This window comes from Bradyrhizobium sp. ISRA442 (genome assembly GCF_038085055.1).
Lineage (GTDB): Bacteria > Pseudomonadota > Alphaproteobacteria > Rhizobiales > Xanthobacteraceae > Bradyrhizobium.
In genome coordinates this window covers 599,188-625,317 of sequence record NZ_JALGCN010000002.1, presented here as the reverse complement: position 1 = coordinate 625,317, position 26,130 = coordinate 599,188, and the positions used below count along the sequence as shown (strand labels likewise).

The window sequence follows — 26,130 nt, the reverse complement described above, 5'->3', positions numbered from 1 at the left end:
CACCCTACGAAAGGATAGGAGCGGCTCAGTTACGCAAACACCGCATTGAACCGTTCCAGGAACTGCTTCTCGGCCCGCGCCGCCGTCCAGGGCGTGAGGTAATCGCGCCGGACGCTGTCGGGCAGGCCGGGATCGCGGCCGAAAAGGCGTTTTGCCTCGGCCTCGCCAAAGCCGGCCAGCTCGGTCGCCTCCAGATAGGCGGCGCCGCGATCGGCCGTCTTGATCGCCTGCGTGATCTCCTCGGGCAGCACGGGCGGCAGGCCGAAGCGGATATGGATCGCGCCGAGCAGGCGCTTCTCGACCGCCTTGTAGTGGCCGTCGAGCACGGCCTTGAACGGCGAGATCATGTCGCCAATCACATATTCGGGGGCATCGTGCAGCAGCGCTGCGAGCCGCATGCGCTGATCGACGCGCGGCGCTTCGTGCCGCATCACGGTCTCTACCAGCAGCGTGTGTTGCGCGACCGAGAAGATGTGTGCGCCGGTGGTCTGCCCGTTCCAGCGCGCGACACGCGCCAAGCCATGCGCGATGTCGGTGATCTCGACATCGAGCGGCGAAGGATCGAGCAGGTCGAGCCGTCGACCCGACAGCATCCGCTGCCAGGCGCGGGACTGCGCATCGCGCGCCGTCTTCTTCGCCGTCATCTGGCCTTGAGGCGCGGCTTGCGCTGCGTCTTGCCGCAGGTCGCGTGACAGTGGCAATCGACGAGATGGTCGTTGACCATGCCGGTCGCCTGCATGAAGGCATAGACGATGGTCGGGCCAACGAACTTGAAGCCGCGCGAGGACAGCTCCTTGGAGATCTGCACCGACAGCGGCGTCGAGGCCGGAACGCTCGCGGTGGTCTTGAAATGGTTGACCTTGGGCCGGCCGTCGAGGAAGTCCCATAGCAGCTTCGAGAAGCCCGGGCCCTTCTCCATGATTTCCAGATAGGACTTTGCGCTCAGGATCGTGCCGTCGATCTTGGCGCGGTTGCGAACGATGCCGACATCGTTCATCAGCGCATGGACCTTCTTCGCGTTGTAGCGCGCGATCTTCTCCGGCTGGAAATCGTCGAATGCTTTGCGGAAATTGTCGCGCTTGCGCAGGATCGTGATCCAGGACAGGCCCGCCTGGAAACCGTCGAGGATCAGCTTCTCGTAGAGCGCGCGGTCGTCATATTCCGGCACGCCCCATTCGGTGTCGTGATAGGTGATGTAAAGCGGATCTTCGCCGGGCCAGGGACAGCGCGTCAGGCCGTCGGGATGCAAGCGAGGGGTGCGGCTCATGTGACAGGCTGCTTGGCTGGGATGCGAACGACCTCAGGCTCCGCGAGCTTCAACGCGAGCCCACCGGCGGTGAGCGTCTGGCCCGCATCGAGCGCGTCGGCGACACGATCGATGCGCACCAGCGCGATGCCCTTGCCATCGGCGCTCGAGCCGATCGTGCCGACCTGTTTGTCGCCGGCAAGGATGGCCGCGCCGGCCTCGGGCGAGGGGCCGTCGAGCAGCACCTTGACGCTGCGGGTGCGCGCGGTGCCGCGATGCTGCATTCGCGAGACGACCTCCTGGCCGACATAGCAGCCCTTGTCGAAATCGACGCCGGCGAGGCGATCCATGTTGGTCTCGTGCGGGAACGCATCGCTGTACATGAAGTCGAGCCCGCCGCGCGGCACGCCGAGCGCAATGCGGTGCGCGTCATATTCGGACGCATCGACCGGCTCGGCGCCGATGAGCTCGGCAAGCTTTTGCTTGAGCTGTTCCGGAATCAGGATGCGGTAGCCGAGTGCTTCGTCGCGCGGATCGGCGAAGCTGAGGTCCGGCTGGGCCGCAAGCGGGCCGTCCCAGGCCGTGAGCACGCCGAGATCGGCGGACAGATCTTCCACCGTCACCTTGGCGCGCAGCTTGTAGAACTTCAGCTTGGTGGCAAGGGTTTCGGCCAGCGCCTTCGGGCAGTCGATCAGGAACCCGCCGCCATGGCCGGACGGCACCTCCGTGATCAGGAAATCGACGATGATCTTGCCCTGCGGCGTGAGCAGCGCCCCGAATCGGCCGAGGCCGGGCTTGAGCCTGTCGATGTCGGTGGTGATGAGGCCGTTGAGGAAGTTGCGCGCATCCTCGCCCGCGACCTTGACCACGCCCCGGTCGGGAAGAAACGCTGCTTTCATGTGAAAATCTCTTGCGACATGTTGCTCCGGAACGTAAGCCCGCAACGCGTAAACGACAAGACCTCGAGCCCTGCGCTTGGGGATGAGAGAGGGCCTTCAGTCATGACCCAGCGCTTCGACGTGATCCTTAGGGGCGGCACCGTCGTCAACCAGGACGGCGAGGGACTGCGCGACATCGGCATCGCGGGTGGCCGCATTGCCGAGATCGGCGCGCTGCCGCAAGGCAGCGCCGCCGAGGTGATCGACTGCAAGGGCCTGCACATCCTTCCCGGCGTGATGGACACGCAGGTGCATTTCCGCGAGCCCGGGTTGACGCAGAAGGAAGACCTCGAGACCGGCTCGCGCAGCGCCGTGATGGGCGGCGTGACCGCCGTGTTCGAGATGCCGAACACCTCGCCGCTGACGGTGACGGAGGCCGATTTCACCGACAAGGTGAAGCGCGCCCATCACCGCATGCATTGCGATTTTGCCTTCTTCATCGGCGGCACCCGCGAGAACGTGCAGGACCTCCCGGTGCTCGAACGCGCACCGGGCTGCGCGGGCGTCAAGGTGTTCATCGGCTCCTCCACCGGCGCGCTGCTGGTGGAGGATGACGAAAGCCTGCGCCGTATCTTGCAGGTGATCCGCCGTCGCGCCGCCTTCCATGCCGAGGACGAATATCGCCTGAACGATCGCAAGTCGCTGCGCATCGAGGGCGATGCGCGCTCGCACCCGGTCTGGCGCGACGAGACCGCGGCACTGATGGCGACGCAGCGCTTGGTGAACCTCGCGCACGAGAGCGGCAAGCGCATCCACGTGCTGCACATCTCGACCAAGGAAGAGATCGAGTTTTTGCGCGATCACAAGGACGTCGCCTCCTGCGAGGCGACGCCGCATCATCTCACGCTGGCCGCGCCCGAATGCTACGAGCGGCTCGGCACGCTGGCGCAGATGAACCCGCCGGTGCGCTCGGCCGATCACCGCGCCGGCATCTGGCGCGGCATCGAGCAGGGCATCATCGACGTGCTCGGCTCCGATCACGCCCCGCATACGCTGGAGGAGAAGGCGAAGACTTATCCCGCCTCGCCCTCCGGCATGACCGGCGTGCAGACGCTCGTGCCGGTGATGCTCGATCACGTCAATGCGGGCCGGCTCTCGCTGGCGCGCTTCGTCGATCTCACCAGCGCCGGCCCGGCGCGTCTCTACAATATGGCGTGCAAGGGCCGGATCGCCGCAGGCTGTGATGCCGATTTCACCATCGTGGATCTCAAGCGCAGCGAGACCATCACCAACAAATGGGTCGCCTCGCGCGCCGGCTGGACTCCCTATGACGGCATGCGCGTTACGGGTTGGCCCGTCGGCACCTTCATCCGCGGCCGCCGCGTGATGTGGCAGGGCGAGCTCGTCACGCCGTCGCAAGGCGAGGCGGTGCGGTTTCTGGAGACGCTGAAGGCGTAGGGCTTCTTGCTCTGCTGTCATGCCCCGGCTTGACCGGGGCATCCAGTACTCCGCGGCGATAGTTGGTTGATACGGCTGCGGCCTCTGCAATACTGGATTGCTCGCCTTCGCGGGCAATGACAGAGCGCGTAGCCCGCATGAGCGTAGCGACATGCGGGATTTTGCTTTTGGCCGGTCCCGGGTTTCGCTACGCTCACCCGGGCTACGGCTCTGCAATGTGAGGCGAGAATGACCCAGCCGGCATCCCTCATCACCACCGAGCAGCTTGCCGCCATGCTCGGTGCGCCCGACTTGCGCATCTACGATTGCACGACTTATCTCGAGCCCGCACCAGAAGGTAGCAACGATCCCTATCTCGTCGTGCCCGGCGACAAGACCTTCGCGGCCGGCCACATTCCGGGCGCCGATTTCCTCGATCTGGAAGGCGAGTTCTCCGACCCGTCCACGCATCTGCGCTTCATGATGCCGGCGACCACGCGGCTCGAGGCCGCCTTCGGCCGGCACGGTCTCGACGCGTCCAAGACCATCGTGCTCTACAGTATCGGCACCATGATGTGGGCGACGCGGTTCTGGTGGATGTTGCGCTCGCTCGGGGTCGACGCGCGTGTGCTCGACGGCGGCTTCGACAAATGGAAGGCCGAGGGGCGGCCGGTCGAGACGGGCGCGCCCAGGGGATACCCAGCCTCGACCTTCAAGGCCGCGCCGCGTGCGGGCTTCTTCGTCGACAAATCTTCGGTGCTGGCACGAACGGGCGATCCCGCGACCGTCATCGTCAATGCGCTCGGCCCGCAATTTCATCGCGGACTGGAGCCGAGCCGCTATGGCCGGCCCGGTCGCATTCCCGGCAGCGTCAACGTCCCGGCGGCCACGCTGGTCAATCCTGCCGGCAAGACACTGACCACGCTGGCCGATGCTGAGGCGAAGTTTGCGGCGCAAGGCGTCACGCCCGACAAGACCGTGGTCTGCTATTGCGGCGGCGGCATCTCCGCCACCATCGGTCTCTTCCTGCTGACGCAGCTCGGCTACGACAAGCTCGCCCTCTACGACGGTTCAATGGGGGAATGGGCGCGGGATCCCGCGTTACCGATTGAAACGGATTGAAGGCGACGGCTGCGGCTGACCGCTCCGGACATTGCGGCCCTTTTCCCCACTCCTGTAAAATGGCCGGGAACCTTTTCGGCAGGCGCGCATCCAATGGCTGAATTGGAGACGAGTGCATGAAGCCCCAACCGACCGCCGGCCTCCCCACTGAGGCCAGGACATCGGAAACCGAGCTGATCGACCGTGCGCGGGCCCGTGACGAAGCGGCGCTGCGCGCGATCATGCAGGCCAACAACCGCAGGCTCTATCGCCTCGCGCGCGGCATCCTGCGCAGCGACAGCGAGGCCGAAGACGTGGTGCAGGAGACCTATGTCCGGGCCTTTACGCATCTCGACGGCTTTCGCGGCGAGTCCGGGCTATCCACCTGGCTGTCGCGCATTGCCATCAACGAGGCGCTTGGCCGGGCGAGAGGGCGGAAGCCGCAGGTGGAACTGGGCGCGCTCCCGGAGGCGACACTCAACGCCGAGATCATCCAGTTTCCTCTTTCCTCCGCTTCAGCCGATCCGGAAAAGTCCATGGCCCAACGTGAGATCCAGCGCGTCGTCGAGCACGCCGTCGATGAATTGCCGGACGTCTTCCGCATGGTCTTCATTGCCCGCGTGATGGAGGGGATGAATGTCGAGGAGACGGCCGAACTGCTCGGCATCAAGCCGGAGACGGTGAAGACGCGGTTGCATCGCGCCCGCACGATGCTGCGCGAGAACGTCGAGAAGAAGATCGGCCCGGTGGTGATGGACGCGTTTCCGTTCGCCGGTCATCGCTGCGAGCGCCTGACCCAGGCTGTGCTGAGACGGCTCGGCCTCGGTATTTAGGTCAGGCGTCGATTTTTCGGGAACCTCCGCCGCGCACGACCATCCAATCCCTGTGAAGAAACGAGCCGGGGAAAGCCGGCACCACAGGAGTGTTAGACATGTTCGTCCGATGGAGCCTGGCGATCGCAACGATCGCCCTTCTGTCCGGCCCTGCGCTCGCGCAAGGCGCAAAGCCGACCGATCCGCAGATCGCCCATATCGCCTACACCGCTGGCGTGATCGACATCAACGCCGCAAAGCAGGCGCTGAAGAAGGCCAAGAGCAAGGACGTGAAGGCGTTCGCGCAGGACATGGTGCGCGATCACGAGGCGGTCAACAAGCAGGCGCTCGCGCTGGTCAAGAAGCTGAACGTGAAGCCTGAAGAGAACGACACCAGTCGCACGCTATCGAAGCAGGCGAGCGACAAGCTCGCCGAGCTCGGCAAGCTGAAGGGCGCGGCTTTCGACAAGGCCTATGTCGAGAACGAGGTCGCCTACCACAAGGCGGTCAACAGCGCGTTGGAGACCCAGCTCATTCCCGCCGCCAGCAATGCGGAGCTCAAGGGCCTGTTGCAGACCGGCTTGAAGATCTTCCAGGGTCATGAGCAGCACGCCGAGCATGTCGCGGCGGAGCTGAAATAGGGGGCGTGCGATGAAGCCGGGGCGACTTCCCTCGATCGCGCTCGCGGTCGTCTTCCTGTCGATGGTCGTTCCGGCGCAGGCCGCGACCGTTCAGATCGTGATGGAGAATCTCGTGGTATCGCCGGCGGACGTGTCCGCGAAGGTCGGCGACACCATCGAGTGGGTCAACAAGGACGTCTTTGCCCACACCGCCACCGCGAAGAACGGCGACTTTGACGTGAACCTACCGCCGAAGAAGTCGGCGAAATTCGTTCTGAAGAAAGCAGGAAAGGTCGACTATTACTGCCGCTATCATCCGAACATGAAAGCGATCCTCAAGATCGAGCCGTGACGGACAGGGAATGCGCCCCGGCCGTATCGGGAAAACCTCCCGGCCGGGTCCAGGCTATTGCTTATCCGTGCAAGATCGTTTCCCTGTGAGCCGGCTTACTGCCGTGCGATGCCGACCGAGAATTCGCCGTTGCGGACGCGGCCGGGCAGGCCCTCGACGAACTTCGCCACTGCGTCCTCGCCATAGGTGCCGACGAGCTCGGCAAACGCCGCGAACAGGCTGGCCTGCGCCAGGCAGTCGCCGTCGACGCCGTCATGGCGCGCCTCGGCCCAGGCCTCGTTGAGATAGCTGAGCGCGGCCTGCTTCTGCTCGTGATCGGGCAGCGGCGCGCGGGCGGGGGCGTAGGAAATCGGCTGGCTCATGAAACTCGACAAGGCTGGAGGCGCGATCCACGGCGATGCGCTGCACGAGAGGTGTAGCACGCGTATTAACGCCGCCTAGGCCACATCTTTAGGAAAGGTTAACGGCGGTGGACAAAGATGATGTCGTTGTTCCCCGCTGCGCCTTCGAACGTTCGATCCTCATGGTGAGGAGACGCGTTCGCGCCGTCTCGAACCATGAAGGCCCGCTGCCGGCAGCCGGGCGTGCATCCTTCGAGACGCGCGTTCCGCGCTCCTCAGGATGAGGTGAGAGGGATCGGGATGCGGCCGCAGCAACTTCAATTCGCGTAACGCGCCGTGAGGTCGCGCGAGATCTTCGAGCCTTCCTCGATGTAGCGGCGGATCGCGACGGTGGCGGCCGGGGTGCAGCTCCGGTAAGTCTGCTGGAAGCCGTTATAGCCGCGGTTGAAGCCAGCAATCATGCGGGTGCGGCGCTCGCCGGAGGGGGTTTCGGCGTCGATCAGCGCCTGCATCTCGTTGCGCCATTTGTTGCCCTCATTGGCCCCGCAGATGGCGCGCAGGTAATGCAGCCCGCCGAGGATCTCGGCCAGCCGCTGCAAATCGGCGTCGAACGGTGCCGTCACGTCCTGGGCGCGGGCGGGCCCCGCGGCGCAGGCAAGAATCACGGCAAAAATGGCCAGAAATCGCGTGGACATCGGCCGGTGTATGCCCCCTCCGGACGGTGGACGCAAGGCACGGAACTACCGTTGAGGCCCGATCAGCCGCTGTGCTGCCTGGATGACCTCCTCCAGGCCCCCCGTCAGCTTGAGGTCGCAGAGGCTGGCGAGGGCATCGGGTGCGAGCCAGCGGTGATCGTCGAGTTCGTCATTCAAAGCCGGTTCCCTGGCGATCCAGCGCGCGGCAAAGGACATGATGAGGTAATGGCCGGCCCCGCCCGTGGACGGCAGCACCTCGCGCCAGCCAGCAAGGCCGATGATCTCGATCTTGAGCCCGGTCTCCTCGTCGACCTCGCGCGTCAGCGCCTGGTGCAGCGATTCGCCGAACTCGACCCGGCCGCCCGGCAGCGAATAAAAGCCCTTGGCGGGCGAGCGGGCGCGGCGGACCAGCAGCACCTTGCCGTCGCGGAAGATCGCGGCGCTGACCGCGAGCTGGGGATGGGTGGGCTGCACGGGGTCGGCCACGGCTCAGTTCGCCATGATGGTGTCGACGTCGGCCTCCGCGCCGCCATTGATGATGCCGCCGCAGGCGGCGATCAGCGGCTTGACCCAGAGGGTGGCCTGCTCGGCGAGGCGAACGCGCGTCGTGTCCTTCTCCACCTCACGCATCGCCGTACCGACCGCGGTCAGGATCGCGGTCATGGCGTCGGTAAGGTGGTCGAACTGGGCGCGCACGGACGGGTCGGCCTTCTCATAGGCCTCGATCGCGAGATCGCGTGCCTTGAAGTTCGAGGCGGTGAAATGCTCGGCATAGGACAGTGGCGTCCAGGTCAAAAAATCTTCCGCGCATTCCGGCATGTCCGGGACCATTTCGAGCAGCATCACGGCTTCATTGAAATGGTTCAGATAGTCTGTGGCAAGCCCGGTCCGCGGGTTGATGTTGGCCACGCGCAGGCGCTCGGCCCAGGCCGCAGCCTCGGGGCCCGTCTGTGCATGCGTCCGGGCGGGTTCTGAGACCGTTGAGCTCATCGGCCGCAGTGTTAACGTTCGGGGTTAAAAGGTACTGAACGGATCTTACATAGGCCTCCAAGGATGTGCGGACGTTTCGTCATAACTTCGGCCCCCGCGGCTTTGCGGCAACTCTTCGGCTATATCGAGCAGCCGAATTTCCCGCCCCGGTACAATGTCGCGCCGACACAACCGATCCCCGTGGTGCTGGTCGAGAACGGAGCGCGGCACTTCCGCCTGATGCGTTGGGGCCTGTTGCCAAGCTGGGTCAAGGAGCCCCGTGGATTTACGCTTCTGATCAACGCGCGCTCGGAGACGGTGCTGGAAAGGCCCGCCTTCAAGAACGCAATTCGCAGGCGGCGCGGCCTGATCCCGGCCGACGGCTATTACGAGTGGAAGGCAGTCGACGGCCGCAAGCAGCCCTTCTTCATCCACCGCGCCAATGGCGAGCCACTCGGCTTTGCCGCGGTGTTCGAGACCTGGGTCGGGCCTAATGGCGAGGAGCTCGACACAGTCGCTATCGTCACGTCGGCGGCGGGCGAAGATCTCGCCATGCTGCACGACCGCGTGCCCGTGACCATCGGCCCGCGTGACTTCGAGCGCTGGCTCGATTGTCGCGGCGACGAGGTCGACGCCGTGCTGCCGCTGATGGCCGCCCCGCGCATCGGCGAGTTCGCCTGGCACCCGGTCTCCAGCCGCGTCAACCGCGTCGCCAATGACGACGCGCAGCTCTTGCTGCCGATCAGCGCCGAGGAGATCGAAGCGGAGGCACCGAAGCCGAAGCGCGCGGCGCGGAAGGTGGCGGCCACTTCGGCCGATGACGGGCAGGGGTCGTTGTTTTAGGTAAGCTGTCGCCATTCACTCCACTGTCGTCCCGGCGAAGGCCGGGACCCATAACCACAGGGAGTAGTTGTGGCGCGAGATAGTGGCTACCAGTTTTCGCCAAACATGATCCTGGGGGTATGTGTCCCGGATCTGCGCTCGCTACGCTCGCTTGTCCGGGACGACAGTGGTTGTGTGGCGGCACTGTCAAACAATCTCTCGTGCCCGCAATTCCGCGATCGCTTCCGCATCGATCCCTAACTCACTGAGCACCGCATCGGTATCCGCTCCGAGCTCCGGCGCCATGCGGTCCAGCTTGCCGCCGCCATGCGCGAGCTTGAAGCCGCTGCCGGCGAAGCGCAGGCGGCCGTAGGGCGTGTCGAGCTCCTGGATCGCGCCGCGCGCCAAAATCTGCGGATGGTCGATGATCTCCTCGATCTTCCAGATGCTGGCGCAGGGCGCGCCGGCGTCTTCCAAAATCGTCTCCCATTCGCGCGCGGGCTTCGCCGCGAGCGCCTGCTCGATGATGGCGCGCAGCGCGCCCTCGTTTTCGTTGCGCGAGAACCAGTCGGCGAAGCGCGGATCGGAGAGCGTGTCCTCGCGGCCGAGCGCCCTCATCAGCGCGCGGTACTGCTTCTCGTTGTTGACGGCGAGCAGGATGTGGCCGTCGCCGCACTTGAACAGGTTTGCAGTGGTTCTGCGGCTGACCGCCTGGTTGCCCGAGAGCTGCTGGCGGTGGCCGGCGACCGACCAGTCCGCGATCTGGCCGGACAGAAAAGCCAGCGTCGCCTCCAGCATGGAGACGTCGACGAGCTGCCCCTTGCCGGTGTGGTCGCGCTGGTACAGCGCGCTCGACACCGCAAACGCGGCGGTCGCGCCCGAGAGCACGTCGCACACCGCAAAGCCGGCGCGCGTTGGGCCGGTCTCGGGATGCCCGGTGATCGCCATGATACCTGACAGTGCCTGCATCTTGCCGTCATAGCCGGGCCGCAAGCGGTCGGGGCCGGTCTGGCCGAAGCCGGACACCGCGCAATAGATCAGCTTCGGATTGATCGCGGAGAGCGCCTCATAGCCGATGCCGAGCTTGTCCATCACGCCCGGACGAAAATTCTCCATGACCACGTCGACCTGCGCGGCGAGCTTCTTCACGATGGCGATGGCCTCTCGCTTTTGCAGATCGAGCGTCAGGCTGCGCTTGTTGCCGTTGATGGCCTGGAACGCCGGCGCCAGCCCTCGTTCCGCCCATTCGCGGGAGAGCGGCGTGCGGCGCATGTCCTCGCCCTCGCGCCGCTCGACCTTGATGACGTCGGCGCCCAATAGCGCGAGCTGGTAGCTCGCATAGGGGCCGGCGAGCACTTGCGTGAAGTCCAGGATCTTCACGCCTTCGAACGGTCGCGTCACGTCTCTCTCCCGTCGATTATTGTTGTCGGGGGACGTCAGGCCGCCCGGTTGCCGCGCGCGATCTCCTTCTGCTTGTCGAATTCGGCGCGGCGTCGTGCGAGCTCTTCGGGGGAGAGCTGCGCGATGTTGTTGTAGTCGAGCTTCCAGGACGCGTCCTCGCTCCAGCGCAGCGGCGACTGCATCGTCGTCTGGGGCCCGCTCGCGGTCTCCAGCAGCCTGAGCGCCAGCTCCAGCGTCTGCGCCTGCGAGGTGACATCGTGCGGCTTGCCGGCGGAATTGCCGAGCGGGAAATCGGAAAACAGGAAGCGCGGCACGGCGGCATGCTCGATAATGTCCTTGGCGCAGCCCATGATCACGGTCGGAATGCCGTTTCTCTCCAGGTGCCGTGCCACTAGCGCCGTGGTCTGGTGGCAGACCGGGCAGTTCGGCACCAGCACCGCGACGTCAACCTTGTCGGCGAGGCAGCGTGCCAGGATTTCCGGCGCGTCGGTGTCGAGGGTGACACGATGGCTGCGATTGGTCGGTGCGCCGAAGAAGCGCGGGGCAACCTCGCCGATGCGCCCGGCGGCACTCGCCTTGAGGAGTTGCGGCAGCGGAAACCAGGTGCCGCTGTCGGTGGCCGACGTGTGCTTGCGGTCGTAGCCGATGTGCGAGATGCGCAAATCGTGCTGCTTGGACGTGTCGCCGTCATAGACCTGATAGAACTTGGCGCTGCCGTTATACGCCGCGCCTGGTCCCTGGTCGCCTTTGGTGGGATCGAAAGGTGCCGCCGTCGTGATGATCGTGACGCGCGATTGCGCCAGCGGCTTCTTCAGCGGCTGGAACGGTGCCTCGACATGATGCGCCCAGCGATACGGCGTAGTGTAGCCGATCGCCGCGTAATAGTCGCGCGTGCGCTGCATATAGGGGACAGGAGAGTCGTAGTCGGGCGCAAAGCCGAATTCGTCGTCGCGCGGCGCGGACATGGAGTGCGTCTCCTCTGGTTCTTGTTGAGGCCAGACTAGAGATAGTCGGCGATTTGCTCAACGGGGGAGCGGGATGGTGCAGGCCTGAATTGCAACTGGAGTGGAGCAGCAAATTGCGCTGCCTTCCCCTCTCCCCTTGTGGGAGAGGGTGCCTCGCGAAGCGAGGCGGGTCAGGGGTCTCCGTCCCGGGTGAACCTCTTCGAGTTCGATATTGCGGAGGCAGACCCCTCATCCGGCGCTTCGCGCCACCTTCTCCCACAAGGGGAGAAGGGAGAGCGGCGTGCCATAGGATCGATCTAGCTACCGAAACACATGCAGCGCTGCGTATTGCAATAGCATGATCGTCTTGGCATCGATGATGCGACCGTCGGCGATCATGGCGAGGGCCTCGTCGATCGAAAGCTCCAGCACCTCGATGTCCTCGCCTTCGTGAGGAAGGCCGCCGCCGTCGCTGACGCGCATCTCCGGCTCATACTCGGCGATGAAGAAATGCATCTTCTCCGTCACGGCGCCGGGGCTCATGAAAGCCTCGAATATCTTCTGCACGTGATGGAGGCGATAGCCGGTTTCCTCCTCGGTCTCGGCGCGGATGCGCTCTTCCGGAGAGGCATCGTCAAGCACGCCGGCGGCCGCTTCGATCAGCAGGTCGTCGTAGCCGCGGATATACGCCGGCAGACGGAACTGGCGCACCAGGATCACCGTGCGCTGTGCGCGATTGTAGGGCAGCACGGCTGCGGCGTTGTCGCGCTCATAGGTTTCCCGACGCTGCGTCTGCCATTCGCCATTGGCGCGCCGGAAGTCGAACGTCGTTTCTTTCAGGACGGTCCAATTGTCCGAGAGCACGCGGACGTCCTTGATGCGGACGCGGTCGGAAAGAGGCATCGTTGTCTTCCAGGTAAGCGCTAAGGCGTTGGCTCCCGGCCGTCGAGCCACTTTGCGAACATCACCGAGGTCGACTCGGCAAAGCCGAGCGACTGGTAGAATGCATTGGCCTGCGCGTTCTCGCGGCGGACGAGGAGCTGGAGCTTCAAGATCCCGGCCTGACGCAACCAGTCTTCCACCGCGGCCATGATCACGCGGCCATAGCCGCGCTTGCGGCAGTCGGGATCGACTGCGACGTAATAGACCCAGCCGCGATGGCCGTCATGGCCGACCATGGCGGTCGCGACGATCGCACTGCCGTCGCGCCCGATCAGCACCGTTGAGTTCTCGCGGCGCCGCGCCAGCGCGATGTCGGTATGCGGATCGTTCCAGGGCCGCGTCAGGCCGCAACGCTGCCACAGCGCAACGACGGTCTCGACGTCGGCATCGTTGATCGAAGCGATCGCGAGCGGAGCAGGGGAGAGAGGGGCGTTCACAGCACTTTACCGGGGTTCATGATTCCGAGGGGGTCGAGCATCGCCTTGATCGAGCGCATGAGCTCGATCGCGGTCTTGTCCTTCACGTCGGGCAGTTCATCTCGCTTGAGCACGCCGATGCCGTGCTCGGCCGAGATCGAGCCGCCCATGCGCAGCACGATCTCGAACACCACCGCGTTCATCTCGTGCCAGCGCGCAAGGAAGTCCGCGCTGTCGGCGCCGACCGGCTGGCTAACGTTATAGTGCAGGTTGCCGTCGCCGAGATGGCCGAACGGCACCGGCCGCGCGCCGGGGATCAGCTTCACCACCGCGGCATCGGCTTCCGCAATGAAGGCAGGCACGGCGGCGACCGGCACGGAGATGTCGTGCTTGATCGAGCCGCCTTCCGGCTTCTGCGCCGCCGACATCTCGTCACGCAGCTTCCAGAAGCCGGATCGCTGGGTGAGATTGGCCGCGATCACGGCGTCGTCGACGATCTCCTCCTCCATGGCGCGGCCGAGGATCGATTCCAGCGTCCCGCGCGCATCGTCGCGCGGCGAGGACAATTCCATCAGCACGTACCAGGGATGTTTCTGCTCGAGCGGATCGCGCACGTCGATGCCGTGGCGGATCGAGAAGTCGACCGCCATCTCCGACAGCAGCTCGAAGCTCGTCAGCGCGTTGGCGGCCTCGCCCTGCGCGATCGTGAGCAGTTTCAGCGCCGCATCCGGCGACTTCAGCCCGACGAAAGCGGTCTCGATCGCCCTCGGCTTCGGAAACAGTTTCAGCGTCGCCGCCGTGATGATGCCGAGCGTGCCTTCCGCGCCGATGAAGAGGTTGTGCAAATTGTAGCCGGTGTTGTCCTTCTTCAGCTTCGACAGCACGTTGAGCACGCGTCCGTCGGCCAGCACCACTTCGAGCCCCAGCGCCATCTCGCGTGCGACGCCAAAGGCGAGCGCGGCCGTGCCGCCGGCATTGGTCGAGAGATTGCCGCCGATCGTGCAGCTTCCCTCCGCGCCTAACGAGAGCGGAAACAGCCGGTCGACCTCGGCCGCCTTCTGCTGCGCGATTTGCAACACTACGCCGGACTCGCAGGTCATCGTGTTCGAGGCGGTATCGACCTCGCGGATCTTGTCCAGCCGGCGCAGCGACACCACGACCTCGCCATTGTGCGGGGTCTGCCCGCCGACGAGCCCGGTATTGCCGCCCTGCGGCACCAGCGCGATGCGGTGCTCGGAGGCGAGCTTGCAGATCGCGGAGACTTCGGCAGTCGAGCCCGGGCGCAGCACCAGCGGCGAGCGGCCGTGGAACAGGTTGCGCTCCTCGGTGACGTAGGCCTCGATGTCAGCCGCATCGGTGATTGCGTGCCGGTCGCCGACGATCTTGCGAAATTTCTCGATCAGCTCGGGCGCAAGCGGAGGGGTGGCCGATTTATTGATGTTCATGTCGTCTTCTTTCATTCCGCTTCTTTTCTGTTTGCACATGGTCTTCTCGGAAAACCGCTGCTGAACGCGGCCTCCGGGTTCGGATCATGCGCTAGCGCGCCACAGCCGCGCGGCGCAGCCGGTCGTTGATGGCTTCGCCCAAGCCTTCTTCGGGAATTGGCATCACCGCGATCGCTCGGGGGCTTTTGGCATCGAGGCTGCGAAGATAGCCGAACAAATTGACCGCGGCTTCATCGAGATCGGCCGCAGGCGACAGATTCATGACGGCGGCCGCGGCATCCGTTCCAGGCAGGCGCGCAGGGCCAAAGGCCAGCAGCGCTTCACCTCCAGCAACATCGCGCGCATTGAGCCGCACGGTCGCGCGCGGGGCGTAGTGCGAGGCCAGCATGCCCGGCGCCAGCGGCTGCGAATCGTCGCTCTCGACGTTTGCGGGCGGCCGCGACAGCGGCGCACCCAGCACGGCCTCGATCCGCTCGCGCGATAGCCCTCCGGGGCGCAACAGCATCGGCGCCTCGAAGCAGCCGAGAATCGTCGATTCGACGCCGACGTTGACCGGCCCGCCGTCGACGATCAGGTCGATGCGTCCCGAAAGGTCGCTTTCGACATGGGCAGCCAGCGTCGGCGAGACATGGCCGGAGATGTTTGCGGACGGCGCCACCACCACTCCGCCGAAGGCGCGCAGGATTTCCTGCGCGACCGGATGGGCGGGAATGCGGATCGCGACGGTGTCGAGGCCCGCGGTGGCAAGATCAGCCACCGGGCAGTTTTCCGCCTTCGGCAGCACGAGCGTCAGCGGTCCCGGCCAGAACGCCTCCGCAAGCTTCAGCGCGCGCGCATCGAACCGGCCGATCCGCCGCGCGGCGGCAAGATCGGCGACATGCGCGATCAGCGGATTAAAGGCCGGTCGTCCCTTGGCGGCGTAGAGATGGGCAATCGCGGTCGCGTTGGCGGCGTCAGCCCCGAGCCCGTAGACCGTCTCGGTCGGGAACGCGACCAGCCCGCCGGCAGCGAGCGTCCGGGCAGAGGCCTCCGAGGCGGCCGAGCCGGCCGGCAGAATCAGTGTTTCAAGACCCGTCTTCACTGGGACAAAATTCCTCAAACCCGCCGCTTGCGGTGCGCCAAAGCCGACGCTATAAGCCGCCTTCTTGTCGGAGTGTGGCTCAGCCCGGTAGAGCACTGCGTTCGGGACGCAGGGGTCGCAGGTTCGAATCCTGCCACTCCGACCAGAAATCATTAGGCTTTTTCTTCTGATTTCGATCCTCGGTCAAGTTGACCACCGTTTCGGCCACCGAAACGTACCGGCTCTTTTGGCCGATGGCCGCGGCCGCCCCCTGGAGGAAGTCCGGGTGGTGATGACCATAGGTGTCTTGCAGGACCTCGGGTGACATGCCCAGGAACCCTGCCGCCTCCCAGATTGGCACGCCCCGCTGCATGAGCCACGTCGCAGCTGTATGGCGCAGGGTGTGGGGTGTGACCCTCCCGGGCAGGCGGGCGAGCTTTACGGCGGTCTTGAAGCCCTTTTTCACCGAAGCTACCGGCTTGCCGTTGAACTCAACGAAGCACTCTGCGATCAGCTTACGGTTCCACCACCGCCGAAGGTGGGCGAGCAGCCGAGGCGGGATGGGTGCTGGCGTCTGTCGCTTCTTTGTGGCGCGCTTGCCAATGGCCTTACGATAAAAAATGCCACGCTCCAGATCCACGTACGAACGCCCAATTATCGCATATGGCGACGCCGATGCGATCGCGCCTGCCCTAGTGCCAGTGTACAGGCCGATTAGGATAAACCGCGCGATATGACGCAGAGGCCTTCGGTTCGTGGCGACCGGGCCGCCCTTCAACGTTCCCGAGTGGATCGTCTGCTTCTCGCGATACCTCCAACAATGCCAAAGCAACGCTGCGGCCTCCTTGCGAGTCAACCATCGGTCGCGGGCCTCACCTTTGGGAGGGAGCGACACCCGTACTACGCCGCGGTGAAAGCCTTCCTTGGCGTGGTGGTTGATTGCAGCCCGCAGTGTCTCAAGGTCGCGACGAGCGCCACCCGCATTGCCACGATGCTTGGTGTAGCCTGCACAAGTCTGGGCATTAACCTGTGCCAGCTTTTTGCCACCCCAATACTCGTTGAGCCGCTCAATTCGGGCCTCGATCTCGAACTGGTCGCCGGGCTCCCCAATGTCGGTCAGATAGATCGAGAGGACATCAGCACAATCGATGTCCTCAATGTCTTGGCGGCGCCGTTCGGGTTGATACTTACGAGCGATGTAGTCCGCTAGAGCTTGCTCTGCTTTTGCTGGCGGCTTTTTTTCAGACGTGCTCGCAACGCATCCCGTGGCGATATGGCGGTCTTGCGGACAAGATCTGGACAGCGAGCATCGTGCACGCCTTGGCAAGTCGCTGGGTGAGCTGCAGTCGGACGCTTTGCGGGTTACTGACAACAATGCCGAACTCCAGGCAGTTGCGGCGCAGCTAGGATCTCTCACCAAAATACGCGGCGTGAATGCGCGAGATCGGCTAAGGCAGATCGACAGAGATGTGCGGTCCGCTGAGGTAGATTTGCAGCGAGTCGAAAATGAAATCGAACGAATCAAAGATCAAATAGCAGGAGAGGACACCGCGGAGCTGGCGAAGAAGCGAGTCCATCATACGGAGGCGCTTAGAGAAGAAGGCCGACTTCAACAGTCGATCGCCGACGCGCGCAAGGACCTTGAGCGCGTGCGCGAGGATCTGGCCATTGCCCAACGGGCGATAAAAGGGCTCGCGCCGGCGCGGTCGCGGCGTAGCACCCTAAAAGTATCGATTACGACGGATCTTGAGAAGATTTTCGCCTCAAGCATCGATGAACTTAGGGACCGACTTAGAGGTCGAGTAGGCGAGTTTGCCAATACCGCTTTCAAAGCGATGACGACCCAAAAGGCTTACCGAGGTCTCGAAATTAGCGCGAACTATGGTCTGAGCATTATCGGCGGGGACGGCAGGAAAGTTCCCCTCAGGAGCGCAGGCGCCGAGCAGGTTGTTGCGTTATCGTTGATTGACGGGCTCAACCGAACTGGTCGTGCGGTTGGGCCGGTAATCATGGATACTCCGTTTGGTCGATTGGACCTTAGCCTCGCCTGCTTGGATGGCCGTCTAGCCGTTAGCAACGGTTATCTGTACGTGCGGGCTTGGGGCGGTCCACGACGCGAGAGCCTTACTGAGTCGCTTCGATCAGTTTTGCTTGCGAGTTCTTCTGCTCTATCGATTGACCAAATTGCAGGTCTGGTGGAGGCTCGGCTCCGCCGTCCCGTTCAGCGCAACTCGGTGTTCAGTTGCCTGCGAGCGATAGAGGCGTACCAAGATCCAGCCACGGGAAAGTGGTTAAGGCCAATGTCGGATGACGACCAAGGAGATGTTGCGTTGTCGGCCTAAGCCACGCCGGTCCGGCATGAGCCGCCCAACACAGGTCCCATATATTTGTACGCCACCCATCTTCTCAGGACTATCCACTCATAAGCATGAGCTGACAATTGGTGAAACATGGCCGTTCCTGATTTCCAAAGTCTACTACTACCAGTTCTAACCGTTGCCGGGGATGGTGCTCAGCACAATCTCGCTGAGACGCTTGATCGGCTTAAGTCTGATCGAGCATACGCCTGAGGCTGTAGCGTGCATCAGCCAGCTTCTTGCGCAAGAACTAGCGCAGCCTATTCCTGACAGAGCGCCGTCCGGAGCGGCAACCTACCGGGAGGATGAAGACGAGGATGACCAAGTCCCCGCCTCTCGCGAGCCGCGAGTGCGTGGTCGGACACCCATCTTTGAACCGGGCCAGCGATCAATTGCATCGCTGCTGAGCGATATAGAACAGGGGATAATCGCGCTTCCCGATCTCCAGCGGCAGTTCGTTTGGGAAGACACCGGGGCACGTCAGCTTCTGGATTCTCTTTTCCTCGGATTCCCCGTGGGAACGCTAGTGTTCTGGCACACTTCTAATGATCCAGATGCAAAGCTACTCGGCTCTGACAAGCCAGGGCTGCGTGCAAACGTGTTGATAATAGACGGGCAGCAACGCCTCACCTCACTTTACGCGGTAATTAAGGGTGTCGACGTTGTCGGAAAGGATGGAGTCCCGCGAAGGATGAGCATAGCGTTCCGCCCCAGAGATGGACGCTTTGAAGTGGCGGACGCCGCAATTAGGAACGATCCCGAATTCTTGCCTAACATTGCAGAGCTTTGGGATGGGCGCCGCACACCGACTCAAATTAGACGGGACATAGTGAAGCGTCTACAAGAACGAGGGCGCGCTATCGACGACCAGTACGAAGATGCGGTCGATCAGAATCTGAGCAGAGCGCATGCGATTATCAACTATCGTTTCCCTAAGGTTTCTAACAAAACGGAGTCAGTTCGCGAACTGATAAGGAAAACCGACAAAGCTTATCAGTCCACCAAGATCCTAGAAGGCGTGTCTGCTCTGCCCCGAATAGCAGATCGCGCCTGCGGACGTCGGACCGTTGCGTTCTATTCGATCACGTCGCCGGCTTCGGCGAGCAGCGTCAGTGGCACCGTCAGTCCGAGCGCAGGAATCGAATTGGGTCGGCTTCATGACCGGCAGGTCGGCGGGCTTTTCGCCGTTATCGGAAGTGACGATCTCCAGCCTGATCAAGGGGCAACCTTCAAACTGATAGCTTTCACAAATGGAGTGAGTTGGGCGACTGATAAGCTTTGGTCGCAAATGGAGCCAGTTGTAGAACTGATAAGAAAGACGTGAAACCTTATCAGTCGGACTGGCCGCCGCTGCCGTTGGCAGAGTTCCCTGACCGGATGGTGCCGATCCTGAAGCTCCGCCCAGGAGTTCCCTCTTCAATCTCTGACGAATTTCGCGACGTTGACATCTTCGCCTCGCGACCGTCGCAGGACTGCCATCGCGCTATCACGCGATTCGAACAGCGCCTTTCGCACGAAATCGATCGTGTGCTCGCGCGAGATCAATCCGGAAAGTCGCGCGCCTGAGCGATTCGGATCGGGCTTGATGCGCTGCACAATGGCGCTCACGCCGGCGGCCGCGTTGACTTCCTGCTTCTCTGGGATAAGTATAGACATATTGTCGTCAAGGGAGCCGCGCCATCATGCCGCCAATCTATATCTCCTATTTGAACCGCCTCGACATCGACGAACTCAAGATTGCCGACGAAGAGATCCTCGCGGCCATCGAAACGAGTCTTGCGGCGCAAGGAAGAGGTGACACGGTTATCGAGCCCCGCGTCCATCTCGAACCAGGCGCCGCCAATGGGCATTTCAACGTTTTGCGTGGGGCGATAAAGCCGCCGATCGATAGGGCCGGAGTCAAGATCGTCGGTGACTTCGTAGACAACTACAAGCTCGGTCTTCATTCGGAGCTTGGCATCTTGGCCCTGTTTGATCCTCGGACCGGCGCTCCAAGGGCAATCATGGATGCGAGCGGAATCACCGACATGCGAACCGGGGCGGTGACGGCGATCGGTGCCAAGTATTTGGCTCGCAAGAACTCAAGAATACTTGGTCACATCGGTGCGCGGGGGACGGCCTATTGGAACGTGCGGCTGCTTGATCATCTCTTCGACTTCGATGAGATCCGCGTCCATTCGCGCCGGGAGGAGAGCCGGAACAGTTTCGCAGATCGACTCAGTCAGGATCTCGGCAAGAAGGTCGTGGCGACCGCTGACTGGAAGTCATGTCTTGACGGGGCGGACATCGTGGTCGAGGCGTCCCGTCTCGACAAACCGACGCCGATGCTCAAGACCGAGTGGATCAAGAAGGGCGCTTTTGTCGTGCCCTACGGTACGATGAGTGCAATCGAACTCTCCCTGACCGATATCATGACAAAGCTGGTTGTCGATGATTGGGGGCAGTGCAAGGGCGGGAAGTTCGGTAGTCTTCGTGCTCACGTCGAAGCGGGCAAGCTGTCCGAAAAGACGCTCCATGCCGAACTGGGCCAGATTGTTGCTGGTCTCAAGCCAGGTCGCGAAAGCGATGCGGAAACCAATCTGCTTTGGCATCGCGGGCTCTCGCTGTCCGATATAGCGCTGGGCCATGCAATGCTGGAAAAGGCCGAGCGGATCGGGGTAGGCCAGCGCTTGCGCTTTGCGTGAACACCAGTCAGGCACATACCGACATGTGCTACGCCGCGAATGCGCGAATGTATTCGGTTAATTCCCAGGCAGCGATCGCATGGAAGGGGCTGTTCGGCTGGCTCGCTCGCGTTAGCGGGGTCAACCTCGATATTGTAGATCATGCCTTTCCGCTTCCCTTGGCGGACCTTTGGTCGCGGCGCGATCTGGGTTGCGCCTTTATGTGCGGATTTCCGTTCATGTTGGCGAAACATCGGCCCCAGCCGATCGTTGCGCCGATTCCCGCCAACGCTCCGGTTCCCGGACGCCCGGTCTATGCGACAAGGTTCCTGGTACGCTCGGACTCGGAATTTCAGACGATCGAGGACACTTTTGGCGGCCGGCTCGGTTACACCGTCGAGGACTCTCATTCCGGTTACAATGCGGTGCGCCATCACCTCCTGCCATATTACCGGCGGCGCGGTACCGAGCTCTATCGCGAAAGTATCGGTCCGCTGACGACCCCGCGCCAGGTTATGGACGCGATTGTTGCCGGCGATGTCGACGTCGGCCCGCTTGACAGTTACGCGTTGGATCTGATGATCCGTCACGAACCGCAGCTTGGCTCCCGGCTCAGGATCGTTGCAACGACCGAACCTGCGCCGATTCCGTTTCTAGTAGCCGCGCCTGGATGTCCGGACGATATTGTAGCCAAGCTGCAGGCAACTCTCACGACCTTTGCCAAGGCGTCCGAGTGCGCTTTCTTGCGGGACGCATTGTGTCTTAACGGTTTCGCTCCTGTCGAGATTGGGGACTACGAACTGATGTTGCGTTGGGACGCCGAGGCCCGCGCGGCAGGCTACGTCCGGCCGATTTGACCTCGGCATTGACGAAGCACCACCAGATAGCACGCAGCCGCAGCGGCCGGAGCTATTTGACATTTGAAGTCGGTTTCGCGCATCAAGATGGCCGCGTCACCGCATGCCAGTGTTGTCGCCTTGCTGTCGGCTGAATAAAGGCAGACGTCGTCAAATGGGGCAACGACGACGGCGACGTCATACCCGATGAAATCGCAATCTATCGGTTGGCGGACCTGCAGGAGCCGATGCTCGAATTGGTCTCGCAGCGTCATCACATTGAGATCCACGATTTCGCCGGCGAGTAATCGCGCCGAGGTCGGAGTATCGCCGGGAAAGCTCACAGGGGCGGTATTGCGATCCAGCACGACCGGCTGGGCACTCCCGATTGTGAGGGATAGTCCGTTCCCCCCGACGACGGCAAGGGTACGGGCGATGCCGGGAAATTCAGAGAACGGGCCGTCAGAAGCGACGTGGGCCATGCTGATGCGCCAGTCGAACGCATTGAGCGAGGCACCTGGCGGCGAGATAGCAATCTCGGTCGTCGAGCCGCCGCCGTTCTTCCAGGGCGTCGTTCGACATTCATTAGCGCGAACGATCTTCATGATGGTTGAGGAGTCATCCAGTTTGTTGGCCAGGACCCATCAAGCGCGACAGACACTTGGCGCTCTGATGTAAGTTGTATATACATATAGCAGGTCTCTAGACTGTTTCGCCGAAATGGACTGCATTTCATGGCGCCGGGTGCATTTTCGAACTGGCCCCTGCTTGTGGCAGGCGTAGTCAGGTGCGCGGGAATCGGATGTTGCGCGTCCAGCGCCGACTTGGGGGTCCATTCGCAGAATGAGCACGGTAGCAAAACGGGGAAGCGGGGCAGGGACGACCCTCCATCAACGCATCCGCAGCGACATTGAGGGCCGCATTCTTTCGGGCGAGTGGCCGCCTGGCTACCGGCTCCCGTTCGAGCACGAGATTATGCAGACATATTCATGCGCCCGCATGACGGCGAACAAGGTCCTTTCGGCGCTGGCTGCTTCCGGCCTGGTAGAGCGTCGCCGGCGAGCGGGCAGCTTCGTCGCACGTCCGAAGGTCCATTCCGCGGTGCTGCAGATTCCTGACCTCAAGGCTGAGGTCGAAAGTCGCGGCGAACGGTATGGCTACGAGTTGCTCGACCGACAGCAGCGAGGCGCGACGCGAGAAGACAGGGGGCGGCTGGAGGTTCACCTTCGCGAACCCATACTGGCGGTGCGCTGTCGTCACGACGCCGCGGAGCAGCCATTCGCGCTGGAAGATCGACTGCTCAACCTGAAGGCGGTGCCTGACGCTTCCCTGCAAGATTTCTCGATCGTACCGCCAAGCACCTGGTTGGTCGACCACGTGCCGTGGACCGAAGCCGAACACCGCATATCCGCATTCAACGCGGATGCCTCTGTTGCCACTGAACTTTCGATTGATGTCGGGACGGCATGTCTCGTCATCGAACGATGGACGTGGCGCAATGGTGAGCCGATCACGGCGGTCCGATTTACCCATCCCGCGCAGCTGTACGATCTGGTGGCCAGGTTCACCCCGTGCGGTTAGTCGTTCCATTGTCCGACAGCTCCTCGCTTCGAGGCCGTCGGCAGAGACGATCACTTGGCTTTAGCGGCGTCGACGAATTGGTTCGTCCACAGATCGTTCTCGGAAGACTTGGCGTCGAACTCCTTGCCAAAGTTGGTGCCAACCTCCTTGGCAAAAGTCAGCGCGTTCTGCATACTCTGGACGTCGATTTTCCCGCCATCGGCGACGCCGCTGCTCATCGTCTTGAGCGCGGCCGCAATTGCCTGCGGATCCGCTTTGGCAAAGAACTGCTTCTGGATCGCGCTCGCCGCCTCGTCCGGCTTATTGACCGCAGCTGCGCTGCCTTCTTGCAGGGCCTTTGCTGTCTTGGTGATCAGATCGGCCGTCGCCTGGCTAATGGGCTTCTTGGCGACGAGCACCAGATAGGGCTGGTTCGCAAGCAGGGGGAAGTCGTCGCCAAGCGACACAAGCACAACGCCAGTGCCGGCCTTTTCGGCGAGGTATCCCTCCGGTGGAGACAGCACGAAGGCGTCGATCCGCTTCGCTTCGAGCGCGGCTTGAACGGCGGTAGGGTTACCAACCTGAGCAACCCTTAGGTCGTTCTTTGGATCAAGGCCGCCTTTCGCGGCGAGCCAGCGCGCCGCGATCTCCTGCGCGCCTGCAAGCGCGGTAGCGCCGACGAGCGCGCCCTTCATGGCAGCGAGCTTCTTTGCCAAGGGATCGGTCGCCTTAACATCGGTACGTTCCAACAGTGCGGGCGAGACAACGAGCTGGAGCGTAACTTTCGACATTAATGAATAGACGATTTCGAAAGGCCGGCCTTTGGCTGCCGCGCGAAGCATCGCATCGGGCCCGACAGCCGCAAGTTCTATATCGCCGGCATCGAGTGCAGCGAGTGCAGAGGCGTCGCCCCCGGGCAATGCGACGACTGTGGCCGTCAATCCCTGCGATTTGAACGTGTCTAGCGCGCGAGCCGACCAGATCGGCAGAAAACTCAAAGTCGGAGCGCCCAGCCCGATCCGTACTGTCTGTTGGGCATTGGCCAAACTTGGCGACAGCGCCAACGCAGCTCCGATGACAGCAATTTTCGCTACCCTGAGGATCGTGCGCATGAAGCTCTCCGTTTCTAAATGTCGATTGGACCGGTTCCCGATAGGGAGCGCCAGCGCAACAGTCGGCGCTCAAGGCGACCAGCAAGGACGTTAGCAACAGTCACGAATGCAAGGAGGATCACGATCCCTGCGAATACGCCTGCCGGATCATACGTCGACGATGCCTCGTGGATGAAAAGGCCGAGTCCCTGGGCAGACGAGGTAAATTCGCCAACAATCACGCCGATAACGCTGTACGGAATTGCGAGCCGCATGCCCAGCATCACGAACGGCGCGGCAGCAGGCAGAAAGACGTGATAGGTGAGCTGTCGCTGGTTGGCTCCCATCACCAGGGTTAGATTGACGAGTTCGCGGTCAACGCTGCGCACGCCAGCGAATACGTTGTAAAAGACCAGAAAGAACACCATGATCGAGGCGAGGGCGACCTTCGAACCCATCCCGATGCCAAACCAAATGATGAAGAGCGGGGCGAGGGCGATCTTTGGCACCCCATAGAACGCCATTACGTAAGGTTCGAATATCCGCGCGAGTCTGGGCGATCGGCCAAGAGTGTAGCCGCCGATCACACCGCCTGCGACGCCGATAACGTAACCGAGCACAAGCTCCTGGCCGGTTGTCCAAAGATGCGGATAGATCTCACCCGAGGCAAACAGTTCGTACAGGCGTTGCGCGACTGCGGTAGGCTTGCTGACGTAGATCTCTTTGATCAATCGACCGGATGCGTATTGCCAGAACAGAAGCAGCGCGACGCCCGGTAGAAGTTTCAGCAGCCACTGAAACGATCGGGCGACAATTGCCGGAAGGGCTCGGTGCGGGGGCTTGGTATCCATGGAGGCGGAATACGCCATGTCGATCACCGGCTTGCCCTCGGTCAATGGACTTGTCCCGTATTGATCTGCGAACGGAACTCAGTCCAAACCGCGTCGTAGGCGGCCTCGAAACCTGGATTGCGGAATGGCTCGAACATGTTGCGTGGCCGTGGGAGATCGATCGGAATGTTCGCCAGTAAGCGGGATGGTCGCTGGCTCAGCACGACCACATAGTCGGCGAGAAGCACGGCTTCGGTGATATCGTGCGTTACAAACACGATAGTCGCACCAGCTTCCATAGACAGTTTCTGCAGATCGCTCTGCATCACCATGCGGGTCTGCGCATCTAGAGCTCCGAACGGTTCGTCCATGAGGATGATATCTGGACGGTAAACCAAGGTACGCGCGATCGAACCGCGCTTTTGCATGCCGCCAGAAAGTTGACTGGGATAATGATGTTCAAAGCCCTTGAGGCCGACGGAGCCGAGCGCGCTCGCGACCCGCTGACTGCGTTCCTCAGCCGCAACACCCCGCAACAAGAGGGGAAGCTCGACGTTCTCAAACAGGGTCTTCCAGGGAAATAATTGGGCTTGTTGGGGAACAAAGCCGACTTCGGTGTTGATCGAAGCCACTGCGCGGCCGCGGTGACGTACTGCACCACGGGTTGGAATCAGGAGCCCAGCCGCCATCTGCAGCAGCGTGCTCTTGCCGCATCCGCTCGGACCGATAACTGCAACAAATTTCCCGCGATCAACCTCGAAGCTGATCTCATCCAACACGCGAATGTTCGTCCGTTGTCCCGGAGACGGAAACTCCTGCCCGATCCCATCGAAGGCGAGTACGCGGTCGGTCATTCCGGTCACCCTTATTCTAACATGTATATACATAATCGAAGCCGGCCGGATGGGCAAGCTGGCATGGGTGATGAGATTTCGGGCTGCTGCGTGCGGGTGGTCAGGCAGAAAGGTTAGACCCCCCTAACCTCGTGCCTGCCTAGGACAGATCCCGTACTGCGTGCCCGTCGTTGAATGGCAAATTTACCCCTCGGCATTAGCCGGCTAGATAGTTGGCCCGGTCTCAACCTCTTCTCGCAAGGTCTCTTCGTGCGTGAGATGGCGGCTGGGAGATCGACAACCCGCGGAGGGGCGGCCCCATGTTGGAGTTTAGGGAGGCACAACCGCGCTACCCGACGCAAGCCCTCCAGCGACAGGGCGTCCGCCTCACTGTGGCCTCGTCGCCCGGCCGCCGATGAGTTGCGACGTGGAGCTCACGGAGGTTCGGTCGCAGATCAGCCGTGATTAGCGCTCCGCTA

General features: G+C 62.6%; 30 protein-coding genes, 1 tRNA gene and 1 pseudogene. 13 read left to right on the top strand and 19 right to left on the bottom strand.

Annotation, left to right across the window (positions count from 1 at the left end; translation table 11 throughout):
- Positions 1–29: 29 nt before the first annotated feature.
- Genes MTR72_RS06030 through ygfZ form a run of 3 tightly spaced genes read right to left on the bottom strand, consistent with a single transcriptional unit; the run spans position 30 to position 2,145 of the window.
- Positions 30–644, bottom strand: a complete 615-nt coding sequence (locus tag MTR72_RS06030) for an HD family hydrolase (protein ID WP_280965417.1) — start codon at positions 642–644, stop codon at positions 30–32.
- Positions 641–1,267, bottom strand: coding sequence for a DNA-3-methyladenine glycosylase I (locus MTR72_RS06025; RefSeq protein ID WP_280965416.1), 627 nt, complete (start codon positions 1,265–1,267; stop codon positions 641–643). Before MTR72_RS06025 ends, MTR72_RS06030 begins: the two co-directional genes overlap by 4 nt.
- The gene (ygfZ, locus tag MTR72_RS06020; protein ID WP_280965415.1) at positions 1,264–2,145 is read right to left on the bottom strand and encodes a CAF17-like 4Fe-4S cluster assembly/insertion protein YgfZ; all 882 of its coding nucleotides are present in this window, start codon (positions 2,143–2,145) and stop codon (positions 1,264–1,266) included. Before ygfZ ends, MTR72_RS06025 begins: the two co-directional genes overlap by 4 nt.
- Before the next feature lie 102 nt (positions 2,146–2,247).
- Here ygfZ and MTR72_RS06015 point away from each other — a divergent pair, with 102 nt between their 5' ends.
- The 5 genes from MTR72_RS06015 (at position 2,248) to MTR72_RS05995 (ending at position 6,446) form a co-directional block, all read left to right on the top strand.
- Entirely contained in the window at positions 2,248–3,582 is a 1,335-nt protein-coding gene (locus MTR72_RS06015; protein ID WP_341510225.1) for a dihydroorotase, read from the top strand.
- A gap of 228 nt (positions 3,583–3,810) precedes the next feature.
- Complete coding sequence (locus tag MTR72_RS06010) at positions 3,811–4,683, top strand: sulfurtransferase (protein ID WP_280965413.1); 873 nt, start codon at positions 3,811–3,813, stop codon at positions 4,681–4,683.
- Between the two features lie 116 nt (positions 4,684–4,799).
- On the top strand, positions 4,800–5,495 hold the full coding sequence (locus tag MTR72_RS06005) for an RNA polymerase sigma factor (RefSeq protein ID WP_280965412.1): 696 nt from the start codon (positions 4,800–4,802) through the stop codon (positions 5,493–5,495).
- Between the two features lie 98 nt (positions 5,496–5,593).
- Positions 5,594–6,115, top strand: a complete 522-nt coding sequence (locus MTR72_RS06000) for a DUF4142 domain-containing protein (RefSeq protein ID WP_280965411.1) — start codon at positions 5,594–5,596, stop codon at positions 6,113–6,115.
- Positions 6,116–6,125: 10 nt separating this feature from the next.
- A complete protein-coding gene (locus MTR72_RS05995) occupies positions 6,126–6,446 on the top strand; it encodes a cupredoxin domain-containing protein (protein WP_280965410.1) in 321 nt (106 codons plus the stop codon).
- 95 nt (positions 6,447–6,541) lie between these two features.
- Here MTR72_RS05995 and MTR72_RS05990 read toward each other — a convergent pair whose 3' ends face one another.
- The 4 genes from MTR72_RS05990 to MTR72_RS05975 all read right to left on the bottom strand — a co-directional run bounded on the left by MTR72_RS05990 (position 6,542) and on the right by MTR72_RS05975 (position 8,472).
- Positions 6,542–6,808, bottom strand: coding sequence for a hypothetical protein (locus MTR72_RS05990; protein ID WP_279371778.1), 267 nt, complete (start codon positions 6,806–6,808; stop codon positions 6,542–6,544).
- A gap of 296 nt (positions 6,809–7,104) precedes the next feature.
- Entirely contained in the window at positions 7,105–7,482 is a 378-nt protein-coding gene (locus tag MTR72_RS05985) for a TIGR02301 family protein (protein WP_280965409.1), read from the bottom strand.
- 45 nt (positions 7,483–7,527) lie between these two features.
- Entirely contained in the window at positions 7,528–7,968 is a 441-nt protein-coding gene (locus MTR72_RS05980) for an NUDIX hydrolase (protein ID WP_280965408.1), read from the bottom strand.
- A 3-nt stretch (positions 7,969–7,971) separates the two neighbouring features.
- The gene (locus tag MTR72_RS05975) at positions 7,972–8,472 is read right to left on the bottom strand and encodes a hypothetical protein (protein ID WP_280965407.1); all 501 of its coding nucleotides are present in this window, start codon (positions 8,470–8,472) and stop codon (positions 7,972–7,974) included.
- A gap of 63 nt (positions 8,473–8,535) precedes the next feature.
- On the opposite strand from MTR72_RS05975, the gene MTR72_RS05970 reads away from it, so the two are divergent.
- Positions 8,536–9,294, top strand: a complete 759-nt coding sequence (locus tag MTR72_RS05970; RefSeq protein WP_280965406.1) for an SOS response-associated peptidase — start codon at positions 8,536–8,538, stop codon at positions 9,292–9,294.
- Between the two features lie 186 nt (positions 9,295–9,480).
- Here MTR72_RS05970 and MTR72_RS05965 read toward each other — a convergent pair whose 3' ends face one another.
- The 6 genes from MTR72_RS05965 to MTR72_RS05940 form a co-directional block, all read right to left on the bottom strand.
- Positions 9,481–10,674 (bottom strand): CaiB/BaiF CoA transferase family protein, encoded by a 1,194-nt coding sequence (locus MTR72_RS05965; RefSeq protein ID WP_341510224.1) that lies wholly within the window; start codon positions 10,672–10,674, stop codon positions 9,481–9,483.
- A gap of 35 nt (positions 10,675–10,709) precedes the next feature.
- Positions 10,710–11,639, bottom strand: coding sequence for a glycine reductase (locus tag MTR72_RS05960; RefSeq protein ID WP_280965404.1), 930 nt, complete (start codon positions 11,637–11,639; stop codon positions 10,710–10,712).
- A gap of 300 nt (positions 11,640–11,939) precedes the next feature.
- Positions 11,940–12,521, bottom strand: a complete 582-nt coding sequence (locus MTR72_RS05955) for an NUDIX domain-containing protein (protein ID WP_280965403.1) — start codon at positions 12,519–12,521, stop codon at positions 11,940–11,942.
- Between the two features lie 20 nt (positions 12,522–12,541).
- Positions 12,542–12,997, bottom strand: coding sequence for a GNAT family acetyltransferase (locus tag MTR72_RS05950; RefSeq protein WP_280965402.1), 456 nt, complete (start codon positions 12,995–12,997; stop codon positions 12,542–12,544).
- Positions 12,994–14,421, bottom strand: coding sequence for an FAD-binding oxidoreductase (locus tag MTR72_RS05945; protein WP_280965401.1), 1,428 nt, complete (start codon positions 14,419–14,421; stop codon positions 12,994–12,996). Before MTR72_RS05945 ends, MTR72_RS05950 begins: the two co-directional genes overlap by 4 nt.
- A gap of 91 nt (positions 14,422–14,512) precedes the next feature.
- Positions 14,513–15,502, bottom strand: coding sequence for an L-threonylcarbamoyladenylate synthase (locus tag MTR72_RS05940; RefSeq protein WP_280965400.1), 990 nt, complete (start codon positions 15,500–15,502; stop codon positions 14,513–14,515).
- Between the two features lie 68 nt (positions 15,503–15,570).
- On the opposite strand from MTR72_RS05940, the gene MTR72_RS05935 reads away from it, so the two are divergent.
- Positions 15,571–15,647: transfer RNA gene (locus tag MTR72_RS05935), tRNA-Pro, on the top strand.
- A 171-nt stretch (positions 15,648–15,818) separates the two neighbouring features.
- Here the strand turns inward: MTR72_RS05935 and MTR72_RS05930 are convergent.
- Positions 15,819–16,376, bottom strand: a pseudogene (locus tag MTR72_RS05930) (site-specific integrase); the annotation flags it as partial.
- On the opposite strand from MTR72_RS05930, the gene MTR72_RS05925 reads away from it, so the two are divergent.
- The 3 genes from MTR72_RS05925 to MTR72_RS05915 all read left to right on the top strand — a co-directional run bounded on the left by MTR72_RS05925 (position 16,302) and on the right by MTR72_RS05915 (position 19,162).
- Complete coding sequence (locus tag MTR72_RS05925; RefSeq protein WP_341510223.1) at positions 16,302–16,691, top strand: hypothetical protein; 390 nt, start codon at positions 16,302–16,304, stop codon at positions 16,689–16,691. The pseudogene MTR72_RS05930 and the gene MTR72_RS05925 overlap by 75 nt on opposite strands.
- A 280-nt stretch (positions 16,692–16,971) precedes the next feature.
- Positions 16,972–17,823: a hypothetical protein gene (locus tag MTR72_RS05920; protein WP_341510222.1), complete on the top strand. Its 852-nt coding sequence runs from the start codon at positions 16,972–16,974 to the stop codon at positions 17,821–17,823.
- Positions 17,824–17,986: 163 nt separating this feature from the next.
- Complete coding sequence (locus MTR72_RS05915) at positions 17,987–19,162, top strand: DUF262 domain-containing protein (protein WP_341510221.1); 1,176 nt, start codon at positions 17,987–17,989, stop codon at positions 19,160–19,162.
- Between the two features lie 92 nt (positions 19,163–19,254).
- On the opposite strand, the gene MTR72_RS05910 is transcribed toward MTR72_RS05915, so the two are convergent.
- Positions 19,255–19,494, bottom strand: a complete 240-nt coding sequence (locus MTR72_RS05910; protein ID WP_341510220.1) for a hypothetical protein — start codon at positions 19,492–19,494, stop codon at positions 19,255–19,257.
- Between the two features lie 26 nt (positions 19,495–19,520).
- Between MTR72_RS05910 and MTR72_RS05905 the strand changes: the two genes are divergently transcribed.
- Entirely contained in the window at positions 19,521–20,522 is a 1,002-nt protein-coding gene (locus MTR72_RS05905) for an ornithine cyclodeaminase family protein (protein WP_341510219.1), read from the top strand.
- A complete protein-coding gene (locus MTR72_RS05900; protein ID WP_341510218.1) occupies positions 20,519–21,358 on the top strand; it encodes a phosphate/phosphite/phosphonate ABC transporter substrate-binding protein in 840 nt (279 codons plus the stop codon). Before MTR72_RS05905 ends, MTR72_RS05900 begins: the two co-directional genes overlap by 4 nt.
- Here the strand turns inward: MTR72_RS05900 and MTR72_RS05895 are convergent.
- Positions 21,340–21,942 carry a HutD/Ves family protein gene (locus tag MTR72_RS05895; protein WP_341510217.1) on the bottom strand — a complete coding sequence of 201 codons (603 nt, stop codon included), beginning with the start codon at positions 21,940–21,942 and terminating at the stop codon, positions 21,340–21,342. The two genes, MTR72_RS05900 and MTR72_RS05895, sit on opposite strands and share 19 nt — an antisense overlap.
- A 238-nt stretch (positions 21,943–22,180) precedes the next feature.
- On the opposite strand from MTR72_RS05895, the gene hutC reads away from it, so the two are divergent.
- Positions 22,181–22,918: a histidine utilization repressor gene (hutC, locus tag MTR72_RS05890; protein ID WP_128935483.1), complete on the top strand. Its 738-nt coding sequence runs from the start codon at positions 22,181–22,183 to the stop codon at positions 22,916–22,918.
- 50 nt (positions 22,919–22,968) lie between these two features.
- Here the strand turns inward: hutC and MTR72_RS05885 are convergent, their stop codons facing one another.
- The 3 genes from MTR72_RS05885 to MTR72_RS05875 are packed head-to-tail and all read right to left on the bottom strand — an operon-like array spanning position 22,969 to position 25,672.
- Positions 22,969–24,009 (bottom strand): ABC transporter substrate-binding protein, encoded by a 1,041-nt coding sequence (locus tag MTR72_RS05885; RefSeq protein ID WP_341510216.1) that lies wholly within the window; start codon positions 24,007–24,009, stop codon positions 22,969–22,971.
- A gap of 14 nt (positions 24,010–24,023) precedes the next feature.
- Positions 24,024–24,884 (bottom strand): ABC transporter permease, encoded by an 861-nt coding sequence (locus MTR72_RS05880; RefSeq protein WP_128935481.1) that lies wholly within the window; start codon positions 24,882–24,884, stop codon positions 24,024–24,026.
- Positions 24,881–25,672 carry an ABC transporter ATP-binding protein gene (locus MTR72_RS05875; protein ID WP_341510215.1) on the bottom strand — a complete coding sequence of 264 codons (792 nt, stop codon included), beginning with the start codon at positions 25,670–25,672 and terminating at the stop codon, positions 24,881–24,883. The genes MTR72_RS05880 and MTR72_RS05875 overlap by 4 nt, the downstream gene beginning before the upstream one ends.
- Positions 25,673–26,130: the final 458 nt, after the last annotated feature.